The organism is uncultured Flavobacterium sp., from assembly GCF_963974175.1.
Taxonomy (GTDB): Bacteria; Bacteroidota; Bacteroidia; order Flavobacteriales; family Flavobacteriaceae; genus Flavobacterium.
The window spans coordinates 127,381-147,442 of sequence record NZ_CAXBBR010000002.1 but is presented as its reverse complement, the minus strand read 5'-3'; the positions used below and the strand labels follow the sequence as shown (position 1 = coordinate 147,442).

General features: G+C 33.5%; 19 protein-coding genes. 11 read left to right on the top strand and 8 right to left on the bottom strand.

Translation table 11 applies throughout. The features are described 5' to 3' along the window. The first annotated feature begins 452 nt into the window (after positions 1–452). From AAC069_RS03570 to AAC069_RS03560, 3 genes are all read left to right on the top strand, one after another. Entirely contained in the window at positions 453–3,695 is a 3,243-nt protein-coding gene (locus tag AAC069_RS03570) for a carboxypeptidase regulatory-like domain-containing protein (protein ID WP_339919131.1), read from the top strand. A gap of 94 nt (positions 3,696–3,789) precedes the next feature. Further along, entirely contained in the window at positions 3,790–4,212 is a 423-nt protein-coding gene (locus AAC069_RS03565; protein WP_339919129.1) for a hypothetical protein, read from the top strand. 85 nt (positions 4,213–4,297) lie between these two features. Further along, a complete protein-coding gene (locus AAC069_RS03560) occupies positions 4,298–4,819 on the top strand; it encodes a septal ring lytic transglycosylase RlpA family protein (RefSeq protein WP_339919128.1) in 522 nt (173 codons plus the stop codon). On the opposite strand, the gene AAC069_RS03555 is transcribed toward AAC069_RS03560, so the two are convergent. Continuing rightward, complete coding sequence (locus AAC069_RS03555) at positions 4,820–5,290, bottom strand: CYTH domain-containing protein (RefSeq protein ID WP_339919127.1); 471 nt, start codon at positions 5,288–5,290, stop codon at positions 4,820–4,822. It abuts the gene before it with no gap. Between the two features lie 124 nt (positions 5,291–5,414). Between AAC069_RS03555 and dinB the strand changes: the two genes are divergently transcribed. Next, positions 5,415–6,497, top strand: a complete 1,083-nt coding sequence (gene dinB, locus AAC069_RS03550; protein ID WP_339919126.1) for a DNA polymerase IV — start codon at positions 5,415–5,417, stop codon at positions 6,495–6,497. Positions 6,498–6,589: 92 nt separating this feature from the next. After that, positions 6,590–7,105, top strand: coding sequence for a PAS domain-containing protein (locus AAC069_RS03545; RefSeq protein WP_339919125.1), 516 nt, complete (start codon positions 6,590–6,592; stop codon positions 7,103–7,105). Positions 7,106–7,159: 54 nt separating this feature from the next. On the opposite strand, the gene AAC069_RS03540 is transcribed toward AAC069_RS03545, so the two are convergent. From AAC069_RS03540 to AAC069_RS03515, 6 genes are all read right to left on the bottom strand, one after another. Next, on the bottom strand, positions 7,160–7,933 hold the full coding sequence (locus AAC069_RS03540) for a Bax inhibitor-1/YccA family protein (protein ID WP_339919124.1): 774 nt from the start codon (positions 7,931–7,933) through the stop codon (positions 7,160–7,162). A 108-nt stretch (positions 7,934–8,041) separates the two neighbouring features. Continuing rightward, the gene (gene pyk / locus AAC069_RS03535) at positions 8,042–9,472 is read right to left on the bottom strand and encodes a pyruvate kinase (protein WP_339919123.1); all 1,431 of its coding nucleotides are present in this window, start codon (positions 9,470–9,472) and stop codon (positions 8,042–8,044) included. Positions 9,473–9,477: 5 nt separating this feature from the next. Beyond that, positions 9,478–9,966, bottom strand: a complete 489-nt coding sequence (locus AAC069_RS03530; protein WP_339919122.1) for an IPExxxVDY family protein — start codon at positions 9,964–9,966, stop codon at positions 9,478–9,480. Between the two features lie 114 nt (positions 9,967–10,080). Beyond that, the gene (gene rnc / locus AAC069_RS03525) at positions 10,081–10,827 is read right to left on the bottom strand and encodes a ribonuclease III (RefSeq protein ID WP_339919121.1); all 747 of its coding nucleotides are present in this window, start codon (positions 10,825–10,827) and stop codon (positions 10,081–10,083) included. 5 nt (positions 10,828–10,832) lie between these two features. Continuing rightward, positions 10,833–12,086, bottom strand: coding sequence for a beta-ketoacyl-ACP synthase II (gene fabF, locus AAC069_RS03520; RefSeq protein WP_091091094.1), 1,254 nt, complete (start codon positions 12,084–12,086; stop codon positions 10,833–10,835). Positions 12,087–12,267: 181 nt separating this feature from the next. Beyond that, positions 12,268–12,504, bottom strand: coding sequence for an acyl carrier protein (locus tag AAC069_RS03515; RefSeq protein WP_007137004.1), 237 nt, complete (start codon positions 12,502–12,504; stop codon positions 12,268–12,270). A 176-nt stretch (positions 12,505–12,680) separates the two neighbouring features. Between AAC069_RS03515 and purN the strand changes: the two genes are divergently transcribed. Both purN and rnhA read left to right on the top strand, forming a co-directional pair. After that, the gene (purN, locus tag AAC069_RS03510) at positions 12,681–13,247 is read left to right on the top strand and encodes a phosphoribosylglycinamide formyltransferase (protein WP_339919120.1); all 567 of its coding nucleotides are present in this window, start codon (positions 12,681–12,683) and stop codon (positions 13,245–13,247) included. 36 nt (positions 13,248–13,283) lie between these two features. Then, entirely contained in the window at positions 13,284–13,760 is a 477-nt protein-coding gene (rnhA, locus tag AAC069_RS03505) for a ribonuclease HI (RefSeq protein WP_339919119.1), read from the top strand. Between the two features lie 3 nt (positions 13,761–13,763). Here rnhA and AAC069_RS03500 read toward each other — a convergent pair whose 3' ends face one another. Beyond that, complete coding sequence (locus tag AAC069_RS03500; RefSeq protein WP_339919118.1) at positions 13,764–14,702, bottom strand: LysR substrate-binding domain-containing protein; 939 nt, start codon at positions 14,700–14,702, stop codon at positions 13,764–13,766. 100 nt (positions 14,703–14,802) lie between these two features. On the opposite strand from AAC069_RS03500, the gene AAC069_RS03495 reads away from it, so the two are divergent. The 4 genes from AAC069_RS03495 to AAC069_RS03480 all read left to right on the top strand — a co-directional run bounded on the left by AAC069_RS03495 (position 14,803) and on the right by AAC069_RS03480 (position 19,993). After that, positions 14,803–16,326, top strand: coding sequence for a catalase (locus AAC069_RS03495; RefSeq protein ID WP_339919117.1), 1,524 nt, complete (start codon positions 14,803–14,805; stop codon positions 16,324–16,326). Between the two features lie 64 nt (positions 16,327–16,390). Beyond that, on the top strand, positions 16,391–16,906 hold the full coding sequence (locus AAC069_RS03490; protein ID WP_339919116.1) for an ankyrin repeat domain-containing protein: 516 nt from the start codon (positions 16,391–16,393) through the stop codon (positions 16,904–16,906). Between the two features lie 163 nt (positions 16,907–17,069). Next, positions 17,070–17,993, top strand: a complete 924-nt coding sequence (locus AAC069_RS03485) for a PfkB family carbohydrate kinase (protein ID WP_091091085.1) — start codon at positions 17,070–17,072, stop codon at positions 17,991–17,993. Between the two features lie 101 nt (positions 17,994–18,094). Further along, complete coding sequence (locus AAC069_RS03480) at positions 18,095–19,993, top strand: amidophosphoribosyltransferase (protein ID WP_339919115.1); 1,899 nt, start codon at positions 18,095–18,097, stop codon at positions 19,991–19,993. Positions 19,994–20,062 lie beyond the last annotated feature (69 nt).

Genomic DNA, 20,062 nt, shown 5'->3' with positions numbered 1-20,062 from the left:
GAATTAATCGGCAATTAATTCAGAACGGTTTGAATAGTGACTTTTTAATATATTATGTTGTAAGTCAATTCATTTCAAATAAATAAAAAAGCAGGTGAGTAATCACCTGCTTTTTTTTGTTGTCTAAATTTTGAAGACGACAATTGCGCCGACCCTTTGAGGGAAAGCGGAGCTTTTGCAGCCTTGATTTAAATTTAAATCTAGGCTTTTTTTATTGTATTAGGATTTATAAGTTTTTGAATTTTAGGTATTTTTTGTTTAACCTATAAAAACGCAGCTTTTTAACGTTTTAACTACGTAATAGTGGAATTTAATTTCAAAAGAGCCTTAAAAGCAGTAAAACTTGAAAATTATGTTAAATTTTACCGGAGCTTGTCTTTTTATTAACAAATAATTAACATTAGTTTGCCAAAAATGTTAGATTTTTGCCAAAAATTTTTAATTTAAAAATCATGAAAAAATTATTGAAGTTATTTTTAATACTGGTTGCATTTATAGGTGCGGGGACTAGTATTTATGCTCAAGGTAATACAACTTCTTCTATCAATGGGGTGGTTTACGACAGTGAGTCAGAATCTTTGCCTGGAGCATCGGTGCTTGCAACTCATGTATCATCAGGAACTCGTTATACAGCTACGACTGATACTAACGGTAATTTTAGAATTTCTAACATGAGAGTTGGAGGTCCTTACAAGGTAGTTGTTACTTTTGTAGGATTTAGAGCATTTGAAGATAGTAATGTTTTTCTTCAATTAGGGGATTCAAAAAACTTCAAAATAGTTTTAGCTGATGAAGCTAGCGAACTTAATGAAGTTGTAGTTAAGGGGCTTAAAAACAATACATTTAATTCAAAAAGAACAGGTGCTCAGACAGTAATTGATTCAGATAAAATTAAATCATTACCTTCTCTTTCAAGAAATATTGCAGATTTTGCTAGATTAACTCCACAAGCTCAATTACGTGGTGATGATGTTCTTTCAATAGGTGGTCAAAATAATAGATTCAATGCTATTTACATTGATGGAGCTGTAAGTAACGATGTTTTCGGTTTAGCTGCAAATGGAACAAATGGTGGGCAAACTGGAGTTAGCCCAATATCAGTTGATGCAATTGAACAATTTCAAGTGAGTGTTGCTCCTTATGATGTGAAATTATCTGGTTTTGCAGGTGGGGCCATTAGCGCGATTACTCGTTCAGGAACTAACAATTTTGAAGGTTCTGCTTATTATTTAAATAGAAACCAAGATTTAGCGGCAAAAACGCCTCCTTCTTTAGCGGGTACAAATCCAAGAACAAAATTAGCTGATTTCTCCGCAAAAACGTACGGAATAAGAGCTGGTGGATCTATTGTAAATGATAAATTATTTTATTTCATTAACTATGAAAAACAAGATAATGAAACTCCTCAGCCTTTCGATATAGCTAATTACACAGGTCTTTCTGCAAGTAGATTAGGAGAATTAAGAGCTAAACTTGCTACTTATGGATATGATCCAGGTTCTTTTGAAAATAACGTAAGAACTCTTGTAAGTGATAAATTGATTGGTAAGATCGATTGGAACATCAGTGACAAACATAAACTATCTTTAAAACATAGTTATGTAAAAGCAGAGAATTTTTCACCAAGTAGATCTTCTGCTTCGGCAATAAGTTTTATTAATGGTAGCCAGTTGTTTAATTCAACAACTAATTCAACTGCTTTAGAATTGAACTCAAGATTTGGAAATAAATTTTCAAATAATTTAGTTGTAGCCTATACAAAGGTAGTTGATGACAGAGGTGCAGCTGGAGATCCGTTCCCAACTGTTCAAATTTTTGATGGTTCTTCACAAAGTATTTATTTTGGAGCAGAAGGTTTTTCTACTGCCAATTTTTTAAGTCAAAAAGTATTGACAGTTTCTGACAATTTTGAAATTAATGCTGGAAAAAGTACAATAACTATTGGAACTCATAATGAATTTTCATCTTCACGTAATGTGTTTTTTGGTAATAACTTCGGTTCATACAGATACAATAGTTTAGATGATTTCTTGCTAGATAAAAGACCGAATAGATTTCAGATGAACTACTCTTTGATTGGTGGTGAAGGTGATGCATCTTTAGGAGCTGCTGAATTTAGCACTAAACAATTTGGATTTTATGTTCAAAATGAAATGAGGTTAAATGATAATTTCAAACTTTCATACGGAGTTAGGGTAGATGTTCCTGTTTGGGAAGATGGTTTAGTAAATCCTGATTTTAATAATAGAACAATTGGTTTATTAGTAGCTGCTGGTAAAGATTTAAAAGGAGCGCTTGTGGGTCAAGGTATTACAAGCACTGCTCACATTGCGCCACGTTTAGGTTTTAATTATGATGTGAACGGTAAAAAGTCAACTCAGTTTAGAGGTGGATTAGGAGTGTTTACTTCTAGGTTGCCTTTAGTATGGCCAGGAGGAACTTATAATAATAATGGTATTACTCAAGGTGCTATTTCTATTACTAATGCTACTCAAACGCCGGTTTTTAATCCAAATCCTAGTGTTGCTAGTCAAATTGCACCACTTCCTGCATCATATCCACGTCCAGGTTCTGGGGGGAAAGGTGGTAATATAGATTTATTTGCAAAAGATTTTAAATTACCTCAGGTATTTAAAGCAAGTTTTGCAGTAGATCAAAAATTACCATTAGGTTTTGTTTTCACATCTGAGATCACTTATAATGATAACCTTAGTGCAGTTAAGTATGAAAACTTAAATATCAAAGATGCTTCAAGCAGACTTTCAGGAGCTGATAGTAGACCACGTTACAATGGAAACTCAAGAGTAGACCCTACTTATTTAGGTGTTTATTTAGCTTCAAATACAGATGAAGGTAAAGCTCATAATATCTCTTTTACATTGACTAAAAATTTCAAATCTGATTTTATTGATGCTAATATTTCTGGAACTTACTCTTATGGTAAATCAACAGTTTTACTAGATGCAACTTCTTCTCAAAATAGTTCTCAGTGGAACAATACTGAAACGGTTAATGGTGCAAATTCATTAGCGCTTTCTAGATCAGATTTTGATCAAGGTAGAAGAATTATCTCTAATGGTAATGCAACTTTCAAATGGAGTAAATTTACTAAAAGTAGATTAGGGTTTTTCTATGAAGGAGCTCAAGGAACTCCAATTAGTTATGTGTATAATGATGCTGGTCGTTTGTTACAAGATACGTTCTCTAACTCAGCATTGATTTACGTTCCTGCTAGTCAAAGTGAAATTAACTTAGTTTCTACTACTGCAAATACATTGTCGCCTCAAGCACAATGGGATGCTCTTAGCGCATTGATTGAAGGTAATGAGTATTTAAGAAGTAGAAAAGGTACTTATGCTGAGCGTAATGGTGATCGTTTAAAAACATCACACATTGTAGATTTAAAATTCGCACAGGAGTTCATTATCACTTCAGGAAAAAAGAAACATACATTGGAATTTTCAGCTGATATTTTTAACTTTACAAACCTTTTGAACAAAGACTGGGGTAAAAGATATTTCACAAGTAATGACCAAGTACAGTTGCTTAAACAAGAAGGCTTCTTGACTGGAACGACTTCGCCAACATTTAGTTTTGATCCTAAGATTGGAAATAATATTAACCAAATTGATGATGTAGGTCTTAATTCATCAAGATGGCAAATACAAACAGGAGTTCGTTATACTTTTAACTAATATCTGTTAACTTTAAAAAACCCTCATTTCAATTAGAAATGAGGGTTTTTTTTGGCCTTTTTTGTTTATATTTGAACTTCAAAAAATATATTATATGTACGAATTTTTAAAGGAATTTCATTCTGGATGGGCTTATATCGCTCTTGTATTATTAGTTGTCGCAGTTGTAAATGCTTTAATGGGGATGTTTTCCAAAAAAGAATTTACTGCTAGGGATAGAAAAATTGCGATTTTCGGATTGATTGGAACGCATACTCAATTATTAATTGGATTAATTTTGTATTTTGTTTCTCCGTTTGGTTTTGCTTCATTGGGACAAATGTCTGATAAAGCATTGCGATTAACTTCTTTAGAGCATCCGTTAATTAATATAATTGCTATTACATTAATTACTATAGGGTGGTCAAAACATAAAAAATTGACAACATCTGAATCTAAATTTAAGACTTTTTCTATTTTTTACGGATTAGGATTATTGCTTATATTGAGTAGAATTCCATGGTCAATGTGGTTATAAAAAAAACAAAAAAAGTCCTATTTATAGGGCTTTTTTTATCAAGGTATGGTTTTTGTTTAAAAAGAGTCGAACTAAAAAGTTAATAATGAGAAAATCAATAACAGTCCTTTTTTTATTTGCCATTGTTGCATTGGTGAGTAGTCAAAGCCAAATTATAAATAATCAAAAATCGTCAACTCAAAAATCTGTAATTCAAAAGTCTACAGTAGTACCTAAAGACACTGTCAAAAAGACGAAGGTACTAGTTCTTCCGCAAGTGCAAGAAATTAAAAAAGATACAGTAGAAGATAAGATGGGAGAATTGGTTATGTACAAAAAAGATGCCCACGCCTCGTATTATGCTGATAAATTTCATGGTAGGAGAACTGCAAGTGGAGCAATATTTGACATGCATAAATATACTGCAGCTCATAAAAAATTTCCATTTGGAACTAAATTAAGAGTTACAAATCAAGCAAATGGACAGTCTGTTATTGTAGAGGTTACTGATAGAGGGCCTTTTGTGAGATCTAGAGAAATTGATCTTTCTAAAATAGCTTTTATGGAAATAGCAAAAAATAAAGGTGTTGGAGTTATGATTGTTACGATTGAAGTTTTTAAAAAATAATTAGCGCCAGCTTGTAAAAGGATTAATGCTTAAATTGGAATTGTAATACCGATTGTCATTTGTCACTTCTTTTCCCAGCCAATTTGGTTTTTCAAAAGTTTCATCTTCAGAGTGAAGCTCGATTTCGGCAACAACTAGTCCTTTGTTTTCGCCATAAAATTCGTCTATTTCATAGATGTGATTTCCTGTTTTTACCTCAAAGCGAGTTTTATCAATGACCCCTTTCTCACAGAGTAACAATAGTTTGTTTGCTTCGTCTACGGGAATTTCTTTTTCCCACTCAAAACGGGACATACCTGTCTCGTTTGAAACTCCTTTTATCGTTATAAAGGCTTTGTCTCCTTTTGTCCTAACACGAACAGTCCGTTCAGGAACGGAGCTTAAATAACCCTGTTTAATGCGTTTTTGAGAAAAAGCTTCTTTTTTATAAGTGTCTGATGTAACTAAAAATTTTCGTTCTATTTCTATCATATAAAAGTGTATTTGTTTTTAGTGCAAAGATGTCATTACCGTCTGGGCTATCCGGAATTCAAATGTATCAAATATTTATACTCCAATAGAATGTTTTCATAGAAAAGCTATTTAAATTTGTATCATGCCCGAATGTATCCCAAATAGAAAAATTATACACATCGACATGGACGCTTTCTATGCTTCTGTGGAACAAATGGATAATCCTTCATTACGAGGGAAGCCTGTTGCTGTAGGTGGTTCTGAAAATCGGGGGGTTGTTGCGGCGGCAAGTTATGAGGCTCGAAAATTCGGTGTGAGAAGTGCTATTAGTGGAGTAGTGGCAAAGAAAAATTGTCCTGAAATTATTTTTGTCAGTCCGCGATTTGATAGGTATAAAGAGATTTCGAGTAAGATTCATAAAATTTTTAGAGAGTATACTGATTTAGTGGAGCCACTTTCACTGGACGAAGCGTATTTAGACGTTACTCAAAATAAAAAAGGAAATCCCAGTGCTAGCCTCCTTGCAGAAGAAATTAGATTGCGTATTTTTAATGAAGTAGGGCTAACCGCGTCCGCGGGAATTTCAATCAACAAATTTGTTGCTAAAATCGCTAGTGATTACAACAAGCCCAATGGTCAAAAAACAGTAAATCCAGAGGATGTAATTGCATTCATAGAAGGATTACCTATTCGGAAATTTTATGGAGTTGGGAAAGTAACTACTGAAAAAATGTATCAATTGGGAATATTTACCGGAGTTGAGTTAAAAAGTAAATCATTGGAATTCCTAGAGAAACATTTTGGAAAATCAGGAGGCTTCTATTACAATGTCGTCCGGGGAATTCATAATAGCGAGGTGAAATCGGATCGAATTACAAAATCGGTTGCTGCAGAACATACTTTTGATATTAATCTTTCATCGGAGATATTTATGATGGAGCAATTGGAGAATATTGCAAATACTTTAGAGAGAAGGCTTAAAAAACATAATGTTTCTGGCAAAACGGTTACTTTGAAAATAAAATACAGTGATTTTACCCAGCAAACCAGAAGTAAAACTTTGGCTTATTTTATTGCTGACAAAGGATTGATTTTAGAAACGGTAAAAGAGCTTTTATATCAAGAACGCATGAAAGATTCGGTTCGGCTATTAGGAATATCCTTGAGTAATTTAAATACAGAAGTTAGGAAAGCGGTAGTGGTTCAGTTAAAATTCAGTTTTTAAGCTACACTTAATCAGCTTAAACAAGAGTTAAACCGCGGGAAATATTATTTTATATTTTTATTTAAAATTATATTTGTTAAAAAATAAACGCTATGTTAGATTTTAAACAATACGATAGTGCATTTGCTAAGCATCATGATAGTCTTGATATAATGATTACACCCACTTTGTCGTGGAGTTTTCACAGGGAATCCATAAATGAAGTAAAAAGCATTTATGTCGATTGTAATAAATTAAGTCTAATTGCAAGCAGTAGTAAATGGGTAGTAAATGATTGGGATTTCAAAAACAAGCTAAAAGAGGAAGTAATTATTGTTACTGACACTAAATTAGAGATTGTTTTTGCTTCGCATAACCTTACTAAAATGAATGGTTATAGAGAAGAAGAGGTTATGGGTAGGAGCCCAAAAATGTTTCACGGGTCTGCTACTAATTCACTAACTTCTAATGAAATTAGAAAAGCCATCCAATTGCAAGAGCCTTTCGAGAAAACAGTTTTGAATTATAAAAAGAATGGGGATACTTATCTTTGTCTAATTAAAGGGTTTCCAGTATTTAATAGAAAAGGGGAGTTATCTCATTTTATTGCCTTTGAAAAAGCAGCATAAAAAAAGCCCTTTTTATTTGAAAAAGGGCTTTTTTATGTTTTATAAAATCTAGAATTAATCTTTACTTGAAAGCTTAGAAAGCAATCTCAAAAACTCAATATACAACCATACAAGAGTAATCATCAAGCCCATTGCGCCAAACCACTCCATGTATTTTGGCATTTTTTCTTGTACTCCTTTTTCAATTCTGTCAAAATCTAAAAACAAGTTTAAAGCGGCGATAATAATTACAAATACACTAATACCAATACTCATCATCGAATTACCGTGGTGAACTGGCTGAAAGCTGGTAAACATAGAAACAATCCATGAGATAAGGTAGTAAGTAACTATGGCTAGTGTAGCTGCTATAACAACTGATTTGAATTGTTCAGTTACTTTAACGATTTTGAATCTGTACAGTCCTAAGCAAACTGCAAATGTTACAAATGTGGCTCCAACAGCTTGTATTACAATCCCGGGATATTTAGCTTCAAAAATAGCAGAAATTCCGCCAATGAATAGACCTTCAAATAAGGCATATCCAGGAGCTAAATAGGGTGAGTATTGTGGTTTGAAAGCGGCAATAACTACTAAAATTAATCCTGCTATAGCACCACCAATTGCGGGTACGATAGGGTTTGTGCCATTAAAAGCCATCCACCAAATCACCATGGCGGAGGCAATAAGTAATAAAAATAAAAGTAATGTTTTATTGATTGTGCCAGACAAGGTCATCTCTTGATCGTATTCTATAACAGTGGCGTGGTGTACCTGTTCTTTTCCAGATGCCGTTGTGACTGAAAAAGATTTATTAGTTAAAAAAGGGTTTTTCGATTTGAAATTCATGTTAAATAAAATTTATTTTTTCAAAGATAAATTAAAATAAAATTAAGCACAAAAAAACCGTCTTGTTTAATTTCTGACAAGACGGTTTTTGATTTAGGAGTATTTAAATTACTCTATTTCCGAAACTCTCATAGTATTTACCATTCCTTTTTCTTTAATAGGCATTGCAGCTAAGTTGATCAGGAAATCTCCTTTAGTTACATATCCTTTTTCTCTTGCAATTTCATTAACATCAGTTACCGTATCATCAGTACTTACGATTTTATCGTAGTAATATGATTTTACTCCCCACAACAAACTTAGTTGCGTAACGATTCGTTTGTTTGATGTAAATACTAAAATATGTGCTGATGGTCTCCATGCAGATATTTGAAATGCAGTATAACCACTATTTGTCAAAGTACAAATTGCTTTTGCTTTAATAGCATCAGCCATAATTGCAGCATGACGACAAATTGTTTTAGTGATAAAACGTTTTGTTTTAATTTGTGGTGTGTTTTGAGGTACTTGAATTAACGGAGAATTCTCAACAGCTTTAATAATCTGTGTCATTTTCTCAATTACTTGTACTGGGTAATTACCTGTAGCAGTTTCACCAGAAAGCATTACAGCATCCGCACCGTCCATTACAGAGTTAGCAACGTCATTTACTTCAGCTCTTGTAGGAGTTAAACTAGTGATCATTGTCTCCATCATTTGAGTAGCAACAATAACTGGAATTCTTGCCATTTTTGCTTTACGAATCAATTCTTTTTGCACTAATGGTACTTCATGTGCAGGAAGTTCAACTCCAAGGTCACCACGTGCTACCATCAAGGCATCACAATAAGCAACAATCTTATCTATGTTTTCTAATGCTTCCGGCATTTCTATTTTCGCAACGATCGGAATTTTATAGTCAGAATGTTCAGCAATCAGATTTTGTAAATCTTTTAAATCTTGAGGCGTTTTTACAAAAGAAAGTGCAATCCAGTCTACTTTTTGTCCAATAGCAAAAATAGCATCGGCAATATCTTTTTCTGTCATTGCAGGAAGAGATATTTTTGTATTAGGAAGGTTAACTCCTTTTTTAGATTTCAATTCACCACCTTGTATTACTCTTGCAACTACTTCTGTATTTTTGTCTGTTTCAACAATTTCAAAAATTAGTTTCCCGTCATCTAATAAAATTCTTTCTCCCGGATTAACATCGTTTGGAAAGTTTTTATATTTCATGAACACTTTTTGAGCTGTTCCAAGAATATCTTCTGCAGTTGTAAACGTAATTAAATCACCGTCATTTACGACAACTCCTTCATTCATTACACCTACGCGAAGTTTTGGACCTTGTAAGTCGCCAAGTATTGCTGTAGTATATCCATACTCATCATTAAGATCTCTAATGATTTTCATCTTTTCTTTGACATCTTCATAATCAGCGTGAGAAAAGTTTACTCTAAACACATTTACACCTGCGTCTATCATGTCCTTAATAATCTCTCTTGTACTACATGCAGGTCCTAATGTGGCTACAATTTTGGTTTTTTTGTTTGGAATCATTTGTATTAAAAAATTAAATTGTTTTTTGATTTTATTTGATTTGTATCTACGGTGTATACTGCAGATATGCTATCAATGGTATTTAATATTGTTTTTATTTTAGACACGTTCATGGTGTCTTCTGTGTTTTCGATTTTTAAAAAATAATCTGCTTTTTTAAATTCTGGAAGTAAGTACACTTTTGTAGAAATTTCCAGTGTCGTATTTGAAAATAAATTTTGGCTAGCATCCTTTTTTTCTTGGAGTACTTCGTTTTTATTTTGAATTAAATTCCAAGAAACTACATTCTCAGAATCATAATGATAAAAGCGGGCAAAATTAGTTTCCCCTTCTTTTATATTGATTTGCACTTCCTCTTTACTTTTTGCTAAATTTATAGCAAGTTTTTGATTGATGAAATATGCTAACCGATAATCTTCCAATGAAGTATGTATAGCAATTAAATAATAATCTATTTCGTCAAATTCGCCAAGATCGAGTTTATGAATTGCCATATTCATTAAAAATAATGATGTAAATATACTATTTCTAATGAAGTTAAAGAGCAGAAAATGTAATGATTTCGTTAATTTATGAACGAAAACGATGTAGTTTTGATGAATATAATATTATTTCTTGTCCATTTTTTCTTGTAATGCAAAATAGGTGCGTTGAGATGCTTTTTCTTCTGCTTTCTTTTTTGAGGTAGCTCTTGCCTTTGCAATTACTTTTCCATCGATGCTTAATTTTACACCAAAGAAACGTGTTCCGTCTATTCCGTTGTCTTCATAGATGTCATAATGAAATACTTTTTTCTCTTTTTGACACCATTCGATAACTAGACTTTTGTAACTGATTACTTTTCCTTCTAATCGAGAAATATCCACATAAGGGATGATTACTCTTTTCTGAATAAATTTTTCACAATAGATATAACCTCTGTCTAGGTAAATGGCACCTATTAAAGATTCAAAAATATTGCCGTGGATGTTTTCGCCAAAATGTTGTACTGGCACTTTACTTTCGATAAAACGAATTAGATTTAAATCTTTTCCTAATTCATTCAAATGCTCTCTGCTGACAATTTTAGAACGCATTTTTGTTAGATAGCCTTCATCTCCATGTGGTGCTTTGTTAAATAGATGAGCCGCAATTACAGAGCTTAACATGGCGTCTCCTAAGAATTCCAATCGTTCGTAATTAATGGGGTGACCTTCTGAATTAAGCTTACTGGTGGAACGATGTGTAAATGCTTTCTTGTAGTGGTCTAAGTTTTTAGGGGCGAAACCTAAAATAGCCTGGATAGAATCAAAAAAAATCCCGTCTTCTAAATTTAGAGAACGGGATTTTGTAAATATTTTTTTTAGTATACTCATTTAAATTAGAAGTCTAATTTTTTAACTAACACACAAGCGTTGTGTCCACCAAAACCAAACGTATTACTCATGACAACATTCATTTCTCTTTTTTGTGCAACATTAAAAGTGAAGTTCAGTTTAGAATCAATATTTTCATCATCAGTAAAATGATTTATTGTTGGAGGCACTATTCCGTATTTCATAGAAAGAATTGAGGATATAGTTTCTACAGCTCCGGCAGCACCTAAAAGGTGACCTGTCATTGATTTTGTCGAATTTAAATTCATTGTGTAAGCATGTTCACCAAAAACATGCGTGATTGCTTTAGATTCTGCTAAATCTCCCAGAGGAGTAGAAGTACCGTGCATGTTAACTCCGTCAACATCTGTTGGTTTCAATCCTGCATCTCTAAGGCAATTTAACATTACATTTTTCGCACCTAAACCATCAGGATGTGGAGCTGTAATATGATAAGCATCAGCTGACATACCTCCACCACCAATTTCGCAGTAAATAGTTGCGCCACGAGCAATTGCATGTTCGTACTCTTCAAGAATTAATGCTCCGGCACCTTCTCCTAAAACAAAGCCATCTCTGTCTTTATCCATTGGTCTGGAAGCCGTTGTTGGGTCGTCATTTCTTGTAGATAATGCATGCATGGCGTTAAATCCACCCATACCTGCTATTGTTACTGCAGCTTCAGATCCTCCGGTTACCATAACATCTGCATGACCTAATCTAATATAATTAAATGCGTCAATAATTGCATTTGTAGAAGAGGCACAAGCGGAAACAGTAGCAAAATTAGGGCCTCTGAAACCATATTTTATTGAAATATGACCACAAGCAATATCTGAAATCATTTTTGGAATAAAGAAAGGATTGAATTTTGGCGTACCGTCACCAGCAGCAAAGTTCAACATTTCTATTTGGAAAGTTTCCAATCCACCAATTCCTGATCCCCAAATTACTCCTGCTCTATCCTTGTCTAGTTTCTCGAAATCGAATCCAGCGTCAGTTACAGCTTCTTCCGAAGCTACCATTGCATATTGTGCATAACGGTCCATTTTTCTGGCTTCTTTTCTGTCTAAAAAATCTTCAGCATTAAAGTTCTTTAGTTCGCATGCAAAATGAGTTCTAAATTTAGCAGAATCAAAATAAGTTATCGGGGCAGCTCCACTAACACCGTTAATAAGAGCATTCCAATATTCTTGAATATTATTTCCAATAGGAGTAAGAGCACCTAAACCCGTCACAACAACTCGCTTTAATACCATAACTTGTATATTTTGTTATCTTTAAACAAATAAAACCCATGCTTTCTTCACTGTATTTATCTTACAAAAGAGCCATGGGTATTACAATAAATATCTTTTTGATTGAAAATCAATCTTGATTTTAATTTTAAAAAAAAATAATAACACCCGCAAACGTTGAAGTAAGCGGGTGTTTAAATTATTATTTTTTAGCTTCTTCGATATAAGAAATAGCTTGACCAACAGTAGCAATGTTTTCTGCTTGATCATCTGGAATTTGAATGTCAAATTCTTTTTCGAATTCCATAATAAGCTCAACAGTGTCTAATGAATCAGCCCCTAAATCATTAGTGAAGCTTGCTTCTGTTACAACTTCGTTTTCGTCAACACCTAATTTGTCTACGATAATCGCTTTTACTCTTGATGCAATGTCTGACATAATCTTTAATTTTAGAATTTAATTTGTTGGCAAAAATAAAAAACTTTATTTTAAAACAACGAATAAGTTGATAAATGTGTCAACTAAATTATAAAATAAATTTTAACAAAGAGGTCGCAATGCTATTTATTTTCATTTTTTATGCCTTTTTTTGCGTAATTAAAATGGGGTAGATTATGAAAAAAATAGTGGTTTTTGCTTCTGGATCGGGTACTAATGCTGAAAATATTATAAAGTATTTCGCTTCAAGTGAAACTGGAACGGTGGTTGCAGTTTTTACAAACAATCCAAGTGCCAAGGTAATTGAACGAGCAAAAAATAATGAAATACCAACAGAGGTTTTTTCGAAAGAAGAACTAATTGAAAGCAAAGTACTACAAAAATTAAATCTAATTGAACCCGATTTGATTGTTCTTGCGGGATTTTTATTGAAATTCCCTGAAAATATTATCGTTTCTTATCCCAATAAAATTATAAATATCCATCCAGCATTACTGCCTAAATACGGAGGAAAAGGTATGTATGGAATGAATGTGCATAAAGCAATTGTTGAGAATAAAGAAAAGGAAACGGGCATAACCATTCATTATGTAAATGAAAATTATGATGAAGGAGGGGTGATATTTCAAAAGAAAGTAGTGGTTTTGGGAACGGATACAGCAGATGTGATTGCCGAAAAAATACATGATCTAGAGCAGCGATATTTTCCAGAAGTAATTAGAGATCTTTTAAAAAAACAATAAATATTTTTCATCCTCGCATAAATTTAGAGACAATAAATGAATTACGACGTACATATATATACTGATGGAGCTGCCAAAGGAAATCCTGGAAAAGGAGGCTACGGTGTAGTTATGGAGAGTGTGAAGGAAGGTAAGACCTATAGAAAAGAGTTTTTTGAAGGATTTAGGTTGACGACTAATAATAGGATGGAGTTGTTAGCGGTAATTGTAGGTCTGGAAAAATTAAAGAATCCCAATACAAAGGTGCTTGTCGTTTCTGACTCGAAATATGTGGTTGATTCAGTATTGAAGAAATGGGTTTTTGGTTGGGAGAAAAAGAAATTTATAGATCGAAAAAATTCTGATTTATGGAAACGTCTTTTAGTTATTTATAGAAAACACCAAGTTGATTTTAAATGGATAAAAGGTCATAATAATCATCCGCAGAATGAACGTTGCGATGAACTGGCTGTTATGGCCTCAATGCAAAAGCACCTTTCAATAGACACTTTTTATGAAAGCACGTGTGAATGATCGTTATATTTGAGTTATAGCTAATTCGCTTTTTTTATATTTATTCGAAATTAAATTTTCGTTTATTGTACTTTGAATAACTTTGGCGAGTGCTTCAATTGTTCGGATTTTTGCATACGGTCTGTGGTAAATAATACTCATTTCACGCACTGGAATGGGAGCGTTAAAAAAACTGACCTGTTTTTTCCTTTCGAGAGAAAGGGTGTTGTAGTATAATTCCGGAATTAAAGTTAATCCGCCAAACACGTCAATCATATTCAATAAAGTATCAAACGAACTAGCTTCAAGTTTTAAATTTCCAATCATTTTCTCTTTTTTCTTTAAAGAACATAATTTAATAAATTGCTCTCTCAGGCAATGCCCTTCTTCTAAAAGCCAGATTTTATGATTTCTTATTTCGTCTGGTAAAATATAATTTTGCACGGGATCAATATCGCCATACACCATTAAAGTTTCATAAAACAAAATGATATCTTCAATTTCGGGTTCGTGTAAAGGCGTTGCAACGATTCCCATATCAAGCTGTCCTTCCTTCAACTGTTTTGTAATGGAATTAGTTGTTAATTCTGAGATTTCTAGTTTTAAATCAGGATAGTTTGCTAAAATAGGTTTTATGATTTTTGGCAATAGAGAGTTTGCAATTGTAGGGATGATTCCAATTCTAATCCTCCCTTCAATTTTTCCATTAACCTTTTTAGCATTCTCTTTCAAGAGTTGGGCGTTAAGAACTACTTTTTTCGCGTTTTCAACCGTTTCAAGTCCAATTTCGGTAGTCTCAGTTGGGTTTTTTTTTCGATCAAAAATGATTATTTCGAGCTCTTCCTCTAATTTTTTGACCATTGTGCTTAATGTTGCTTGGGTAACATTGCAATATTCAGCAGCTTTTGTAAAGTTTTTCAATCGATCTACTGCAATTATGTATTCTAATTGTTGGATGTTCATGTGTATAGATGTTGTCAATGACAAAGATATAAAATTTCAGTTATGTCAATATGTTTTTTATCAATATTTTTGTAATGATAAATAAATTAAAAATACTTTTATGAAACAAAAAGCACTCGTGTTGTCATTAGCGATAGTGATAACTCAGCTAACATTTGGTCAAACCTTGACAACAAATTCTGGAGCTCCGGTAGGAGACAATCAAAATTCAAAAACAATAGGGCAAGACGGACAAGTCCTTCTTGAAGACATTCATTTAATTGAAAAACTAGCTGCCTTTGACCGTGAACGTATTCCGGAAAGAGTAGTTCATGCTCGTGGAGCTGGTGCTTTTGGAGAATTTGTAGCAGTCTCTGATTTTTCAGATGTTACAATGGCAGATTTCTTAAATAAGGCGGGTAAAAAAACACCATTATTGGTTCGTTTTTCTACTGTAACGCATCAAGCAGGTTCACCAGAAACGTACCGTGATCCAAGAGGTTTTGCTGTTAAATTTTATACAGAACAAGGGAACTATGATTTAGTAGGGAACAATTTGCCTGTTTTCTTTATTCGCGATGCAATGAAGTTTCCAGACATGGTTCATGCCTTTAAACCATCCCCAATAACAAATGGCGCATCAGATCCGAATAGAGTATTCGATTTTTTTTCCAATGTACCTGAATCAACACACACGTTGACTTGGTTATTTTCTGATTATGGGATCCCTGCAAATTTCCGCCAAATGGAAGGCAATGGAGTACATGCTTACAAATGGGTAAATGCGAAAGGCGAAGTAACGTATGTAAAATACAAATGGGTTCCACAACAAGAAGTACGTAATTTATCGCAAGCCGAAGCCAATGCAATTCAATCTACCCAAATTGAACATGCCACTTTGGATTTGCGCAACGAAATTGAAAAAGGAAATTTTCCGAAATGGGATTTGTATGTTCAAATGTTGAAAAAGGAAGATTTTTTGGCTTTGGATTTTAATGCTGTTGATGCTACTAAAATTTGGCCTGAAAAAATTGCTAAACTGATTAAAGTGGGAACGATGACTTTGAATCAAAATCCTTCCAATTATTTTCAACAAATAGAGCAAGCTGCTTTTTCGCCTGCAATTTTGGTTCCGGGAATTGAGCCTTCCGAAGATAAATTATTACAAGGGAGATTGTTCTCATATTCTGATACACAACGCCATCGTTTAGGAGGGAATTTTCAACAAATTCCAGTAAACATGCCTAAAAATGAGGTAACCACTTACAATGTAAATGGGTATATGTCATTGCGCCCTCAAACTGGTGATGTAAATTATCAGCCCTCAACAAATAAACCGGAGGTAAAGGATGATGCGAAATTTAAATATTCAAAATCAGAATTTGTAAACGTAACAACAGCACAGTCAAAAATTTCGAAACCAAATGATTTTGCTCAAGCGGGAGATTTATACCGTTCTTTTTCTAAAAAAGATCAAGATGCATTAATTTTTAATTTATCAGGTGCTTTAAAACAAGTAAAAAACAAAGTGATTGTTGCTAAGATGATTGCTCATTTTTATCAAGCGGACAGTGAATACGGAATGCGTTTAGCAAAAGAACTTAAAATGGATCGTAAAGAAATAGAAACTTTAATGATGCAATAATTGTAAGAAAACTTAATAAAGGAGCGTTTTTCAGCGCTCCTTTACTATTTAAATTTTAAATAAAATGAAAAAAATAATCTTTACCCTTTTGATTTTGATTTCTGGTCTTTTGAATGCGCAAAACAGAGATGTTTTTGAGGCGGCAAGAACGAATGATGTAAAAACGATTGAAAACTTTGTACAGGAAGGGAATGATATAAATTTATTAAATTCCTCTGGTTATAGTTTGCTTATTCTATCTGTTTACAATAATAATTATGAGGTTGCAACGTATTTGATTTCGCAAAAAGCAAATTTAGACATTCAGGATTCTTCCGGTAATTCCGCTTTGATGGGTGCATGTTTCAAGGGATATTGTTCCTTAGCAGAATTGTTATTGGCACATAAAGCGAGTCAAGATTTAGTAAATTATAATAAGGCAAATGCGCTGTTTTTTGCAGCCACTTTTGGTCAGGAAAAATGTGTGGAAATTTTGTTGAAATATAAAGTCAATACGCATCAAAAGGATATTTTCGGGAAAACGGCTTTGGACTATGCGGTGAATCAAGAAAATGAGGCTATTATTTCCTTGTTAAAATAAAGACTTTTGATTAGAACTGTAGATTGTAAATAATAAGATTTTTTATTTAAGATATAATTTATTAAAAAGCGAACTGTTTAAATTAGCAAAACTTTACAATTGAGACCCGTTGCAATATTGTAACTTATAAACTACCTTTGCACCTTAATTCGAAACTCATAAAATGAACAAATTATTGATTGTTGGGACCGTTGCTTTCGACGCAATTGAAACTCCTTTTGGCAAGACAGATAAAATTTTAGGTGGAGCAGGTACTTATATAGGACTTTCGGCTTCTTTTTTTAATTTGCAATCGGCTATAGTTTCTGTAGTTGGAGATGATTTTCCGCAAGAATATTTGGATTTACTATTGGAAAGAAATATTGATATTTCTGGTCTTGAAGTAGTTAAAGGAGGAAAAACCTTCTTTTGGAGCGGTCGTTACCATAACGATTTAAATTCAAGAGACACTTTAGATACGCAATTGAATGTTTTAGCTGATTTCCAGCCTAAAGTTCCAGAGAACTATAAAAATGCTGATGTTGTAATGCTAGGAAACTTGCATCCATTAGTACAAAGCAGTGTTTTAGACCAAATGGAAACCAAACCAAAATTAGTAGTTTTAGATACTATGAATTTTTGGATGGATTGTGCATTACCGGAATTGCTTGATGTAATGAAACGCGTAGATGTAATTACTATCAATGATGAGGAGGCTAGACAACTTTCAGGAGAATACTCTCTTGTTAAGGCTGCGGCCAAAATTCAGTCTATGGGACCTAAATACGTTGTAATTAAAAAAGGAGAGCATGGTGCATTATTGTTTCATGATCTTCAGGTTTTCTTTGCACCAGCTTTGCCACTAGAAGAAGTTTTTGATCCAACAGGTGCAGGAGATACTTTTGCAGGTGGATTTGCAGGATTTATTACACAGAGTGAAAACGTATCATTCGAAAACATGAAAAATGCCATTATTTATGGCTCAAATTTAGCTTCTTTTTGTGTTGAGAAATTTGGAACAGAAAGAATGATTGACTTGGATAAGAAGGAAGTAGTGTCAAGATTGAAACAATTCAAATCTTTAACACAATTTGATATAGAATTATAATGTCTTAAAGCCTCGGAAACGGGGCTTTTTTGATTCATAATTTTACATGCTATTTGTAAGAATTTATATTAGGAAATAACAACACAACAAACTACAATACGATGAGCGATGCTTTACAACATGAATGTGGGATAGCCTTAGTTAGACTACTTAAACCGCTTGAGTTTTATAAAGAGAAGTACGGGACTGCATTCTACGGAATACAGAAAATGTACCTTCTAATGGAAAAACAACACAACCGTGGACAAGATGGTGCTGGTTTTGCCAGTGTCAAACTTGATGTTGAGCCAGGAGAAAGATATATTAGCCGAGTGCGATCGAATCATGCTCAGCCAATACAAGATGTTTTTGCTCAAATAAACGACAGGGTAAACGAAGAAATGGCTGCGCATCCTGAATATGCGGATAATGTGGCGCTTCAAAAAGCAAATATTCCGTACATAGGCGAATTGTTTTTAGGACATGTTCGTTACGGAACATTTGGAAAAAATAGTATCGAGAGTGTTCATCCTTTTTTACGTCAGAATAACTGGATGCACAGAAACCTGATATTAGCCGGAAATTTCAACATGACTAATGTAAAGGAGCTTTTTCAAAGTCTAGTTGAATTGGGTCAACATCCAAAAGAGATGGCGGATACGGTTACTGTAATGGAGAAAATAGGGCATTTTCTGGATGATGAAGTTACTGACTTATACCAAGAGTGTAAAAACAATGGCTTGTCAAAGAGAGAGGCATCTCCAGTTATTGCAGAAAAACTAGATGTCGCTAAAATATTGACTAGGGCTTCAAAAAACTTAGATGGTGGGTATGCTATGGCAGGACTTCTTGGTCATGGTGATGCTTTTGTTTTTAGGGATCCGGCAGGAATTCGCCCAGCTTATTTTTATCAAGATGATGAAGTAGTTGTTGTCGCTTCTGAAAGACCAGTTATTCAAACAGTATTTAATGTACCTTTTGAGAAAGTTCAAGAAATTGAACCTGGAAATGCGCTAATTATCAAAAAAAATGGAACTGTTTCGATGCAGGAAATTTTGACACCTACAGTGAAGAAAGCCTGTTCATTTGAAAGGATTTATTTCTCTAGAGGAAGTGATGCTGAAATATATCAAGAAAGAAAAAATCTAGGTAGATTAATTTTGCCTGCAGTTTTAAATGCGATAGATCAAGATACAGATAACACTGTTTTTTCATATATCCCTAATACGGCTGAGACTTCATTTTATGGTTTAGTAGAAGCAGCTCAAGATTTCTTAAATCAGAGAAAGAAAAATTACATTCTCGAAAATACAGATAAATTAACTGCAGATTCTTTAGAAGAATTACTTTCAGTAAAGATTCGTACTGAGAAAGTAGCGATTAAAGATGCAAAACTACGAACATTTATTACGGAAGACAGTAGTAGGGATGATTTAGTAGCGCATGTTTATGACGTGACCTATGGAGTTATTAAACCAACAGATAATTTAGTGATTATTGATGATAGTATCGTAAGAGGGACAACATTAAAAATGAGCATTATCAAAATGATGGATCGTTTGAACCCAAAAAGGATTGTTGTCGTTTCGTCTGCGCCGCAAATAAGGTATCCTGATTGTTATGGTATCGATATGGCTAAGCTAGAAGGTTTAGTAGCCTTTAAAGCAGCTTTAGAATTGCTTAAAGAGAGAAACTTATATCACATTGTTGATGAAGTTTATTTAAAATGTAAATCGCAGGAAAATTATAAAGACCATGAGGTAGTAAATTATGTTACGGCCATTTATGAACCTTTCCAGCCGCAAGAGGTTTCAGATAAAATTGCAGAAATGTTGAGCTCTTCGGAGATTAATGCTGAAGTAAAAATTATATTTCAAACAGTTGAGGATTTACATATCGCTTGTCCGAAAAATTTAGGTGATTGGTATTTTACAGGAGATTATCCTACACCAGGTGGTAATAGAGTAGTGAATAGAGCTTTTATGAATTTCTACGAAGGAAAAGACGCTAGAGCGTATTAATTTCCCAGAAATGCATTTAAACGTTTATATTGGTTGTTCATCTAAAAAATTTGCCAACATCTTTGATTT

Coding starts and splice junctions, on each gene's coding strand:
- AAC069_RS03570 (WP_339919131.1), top strand. CDS start 453: ATGAAAAAATTATTGAAGTTATTTTTAATACTGGTTGCATTTATAGGT.
- dinB (WP_339919126.1), top strand. CDS start 5,415: ATGCCCGAATGTATCCCAAATAGAAAAATTATACACATCGACATGGAC.
- AAC069_RS03530 (WP_339919122.1), bottom strand. CDS start 9,966: ATGGCAATTCATAAACTCGATCTTGGCGAATTTGACGAAATAGATTAT.
- AAC069_RS03545 (WP_339919125.1), top strand. CDS start 6,590: ATGTTAGATTTTAAACAATACGATAGTGCATTTGCTAAGCATCATGAT.
- fabF (WP_091091094.1), bottom strand. CDS start 12,086: ATGGTATTAAAGCGAGTTGTTGTGACGGGTTTAGGTGCTCTTACTCCT.
- AAC069_RS03560 (WP_339919128.1), top strand. CDS start 4,298: ATGAGAAAATCAATAACAGTCCTTTTTTTATTTGCCATTGTTGCATTG.
- rnhA (WP_339919119.1), top strand. CDS start 13,284: ATGAATTACGACGTACATATATATACTGATGGAGCTGCCAAAGGAAAT.
- AAC069_RS03495 (WP_339919117.1), top strand. CDS start 14,803: ATGAAACAAAAAGCACTCGTGTTGTCATTAGCGATAGTGATAACTCAG.
- AAC069_RS03555 (WP_339919127.1), bottom strand. CDS start 5,290: ATGATAGAAATAGAACGAAAATTTTTAGTTACATCAGACACTTATAAA.
- purN (WP_339919120.1), top strand. CDS start 12,681: ATGAAAAAAATAGTGGTTTTTGCTTCTGGATCGGGTACTAATGCTGAA.
- rnc (WP_339919121.1), bottom strand. CDS start 10,827: ATGAGTATACTAAAAAAAATATTTACAAAATCCCGTTCTCTAAATTTA.
- AAC069_RS03565 (WP_339919129.1), top strand. CDS start 3,790: ATGTACGAATTTTTAAAGGAATTTCATTCTGGATGGGCTTATATCGCT.
- AAC069_RS03540 (WP_339919124.1), bottom strand. CDS start 7,933: ATGAATTTCAAATCGAAAAACCCTTTTTTAACTAATAAATCTTTTTCA.
- AAC069_RS03500 (WP_339919118.1), bottom strand. CDS start 14,702: ATGAACATCCAACAATTAGAATACATAATTGCAGTAGATCGATTGAAA.
- AAC069_RS03515 (WP_007137004.1), bottom strand. CDS start 12,504: ATGTCAGACATTGCATCAAGAGTAAAAGCGATTATCGTAGACAAATTA.
- AAC069_RS03490 (WP_339919116.1), top strand. CDS start 16,391: ATGAAAAAAATAATCTTTACCCTTTTGATTTTGATTTCTGGTCTTTTG.
- AAC069_RS03480 (WP_339919115.1), top strand. CDS start 18,095: ATGAGCGATGCTTTACAACATGAATGTGGGATAGCCTTAGTTAGACTA.
- pyk (WP_339919123.1), bottom strand. CDS start 9,472: ATGATTCCAAACAAAAAAACCAAAATTGTAGCCACATTAGGACCTGCA.
- AAC069_RS03485 (WP_091091085.1), top strand. CDS start 17,070: ATGAACAAATTATTGATTGTTGGGACCGTTGCTTTCGACGCAATTGAA.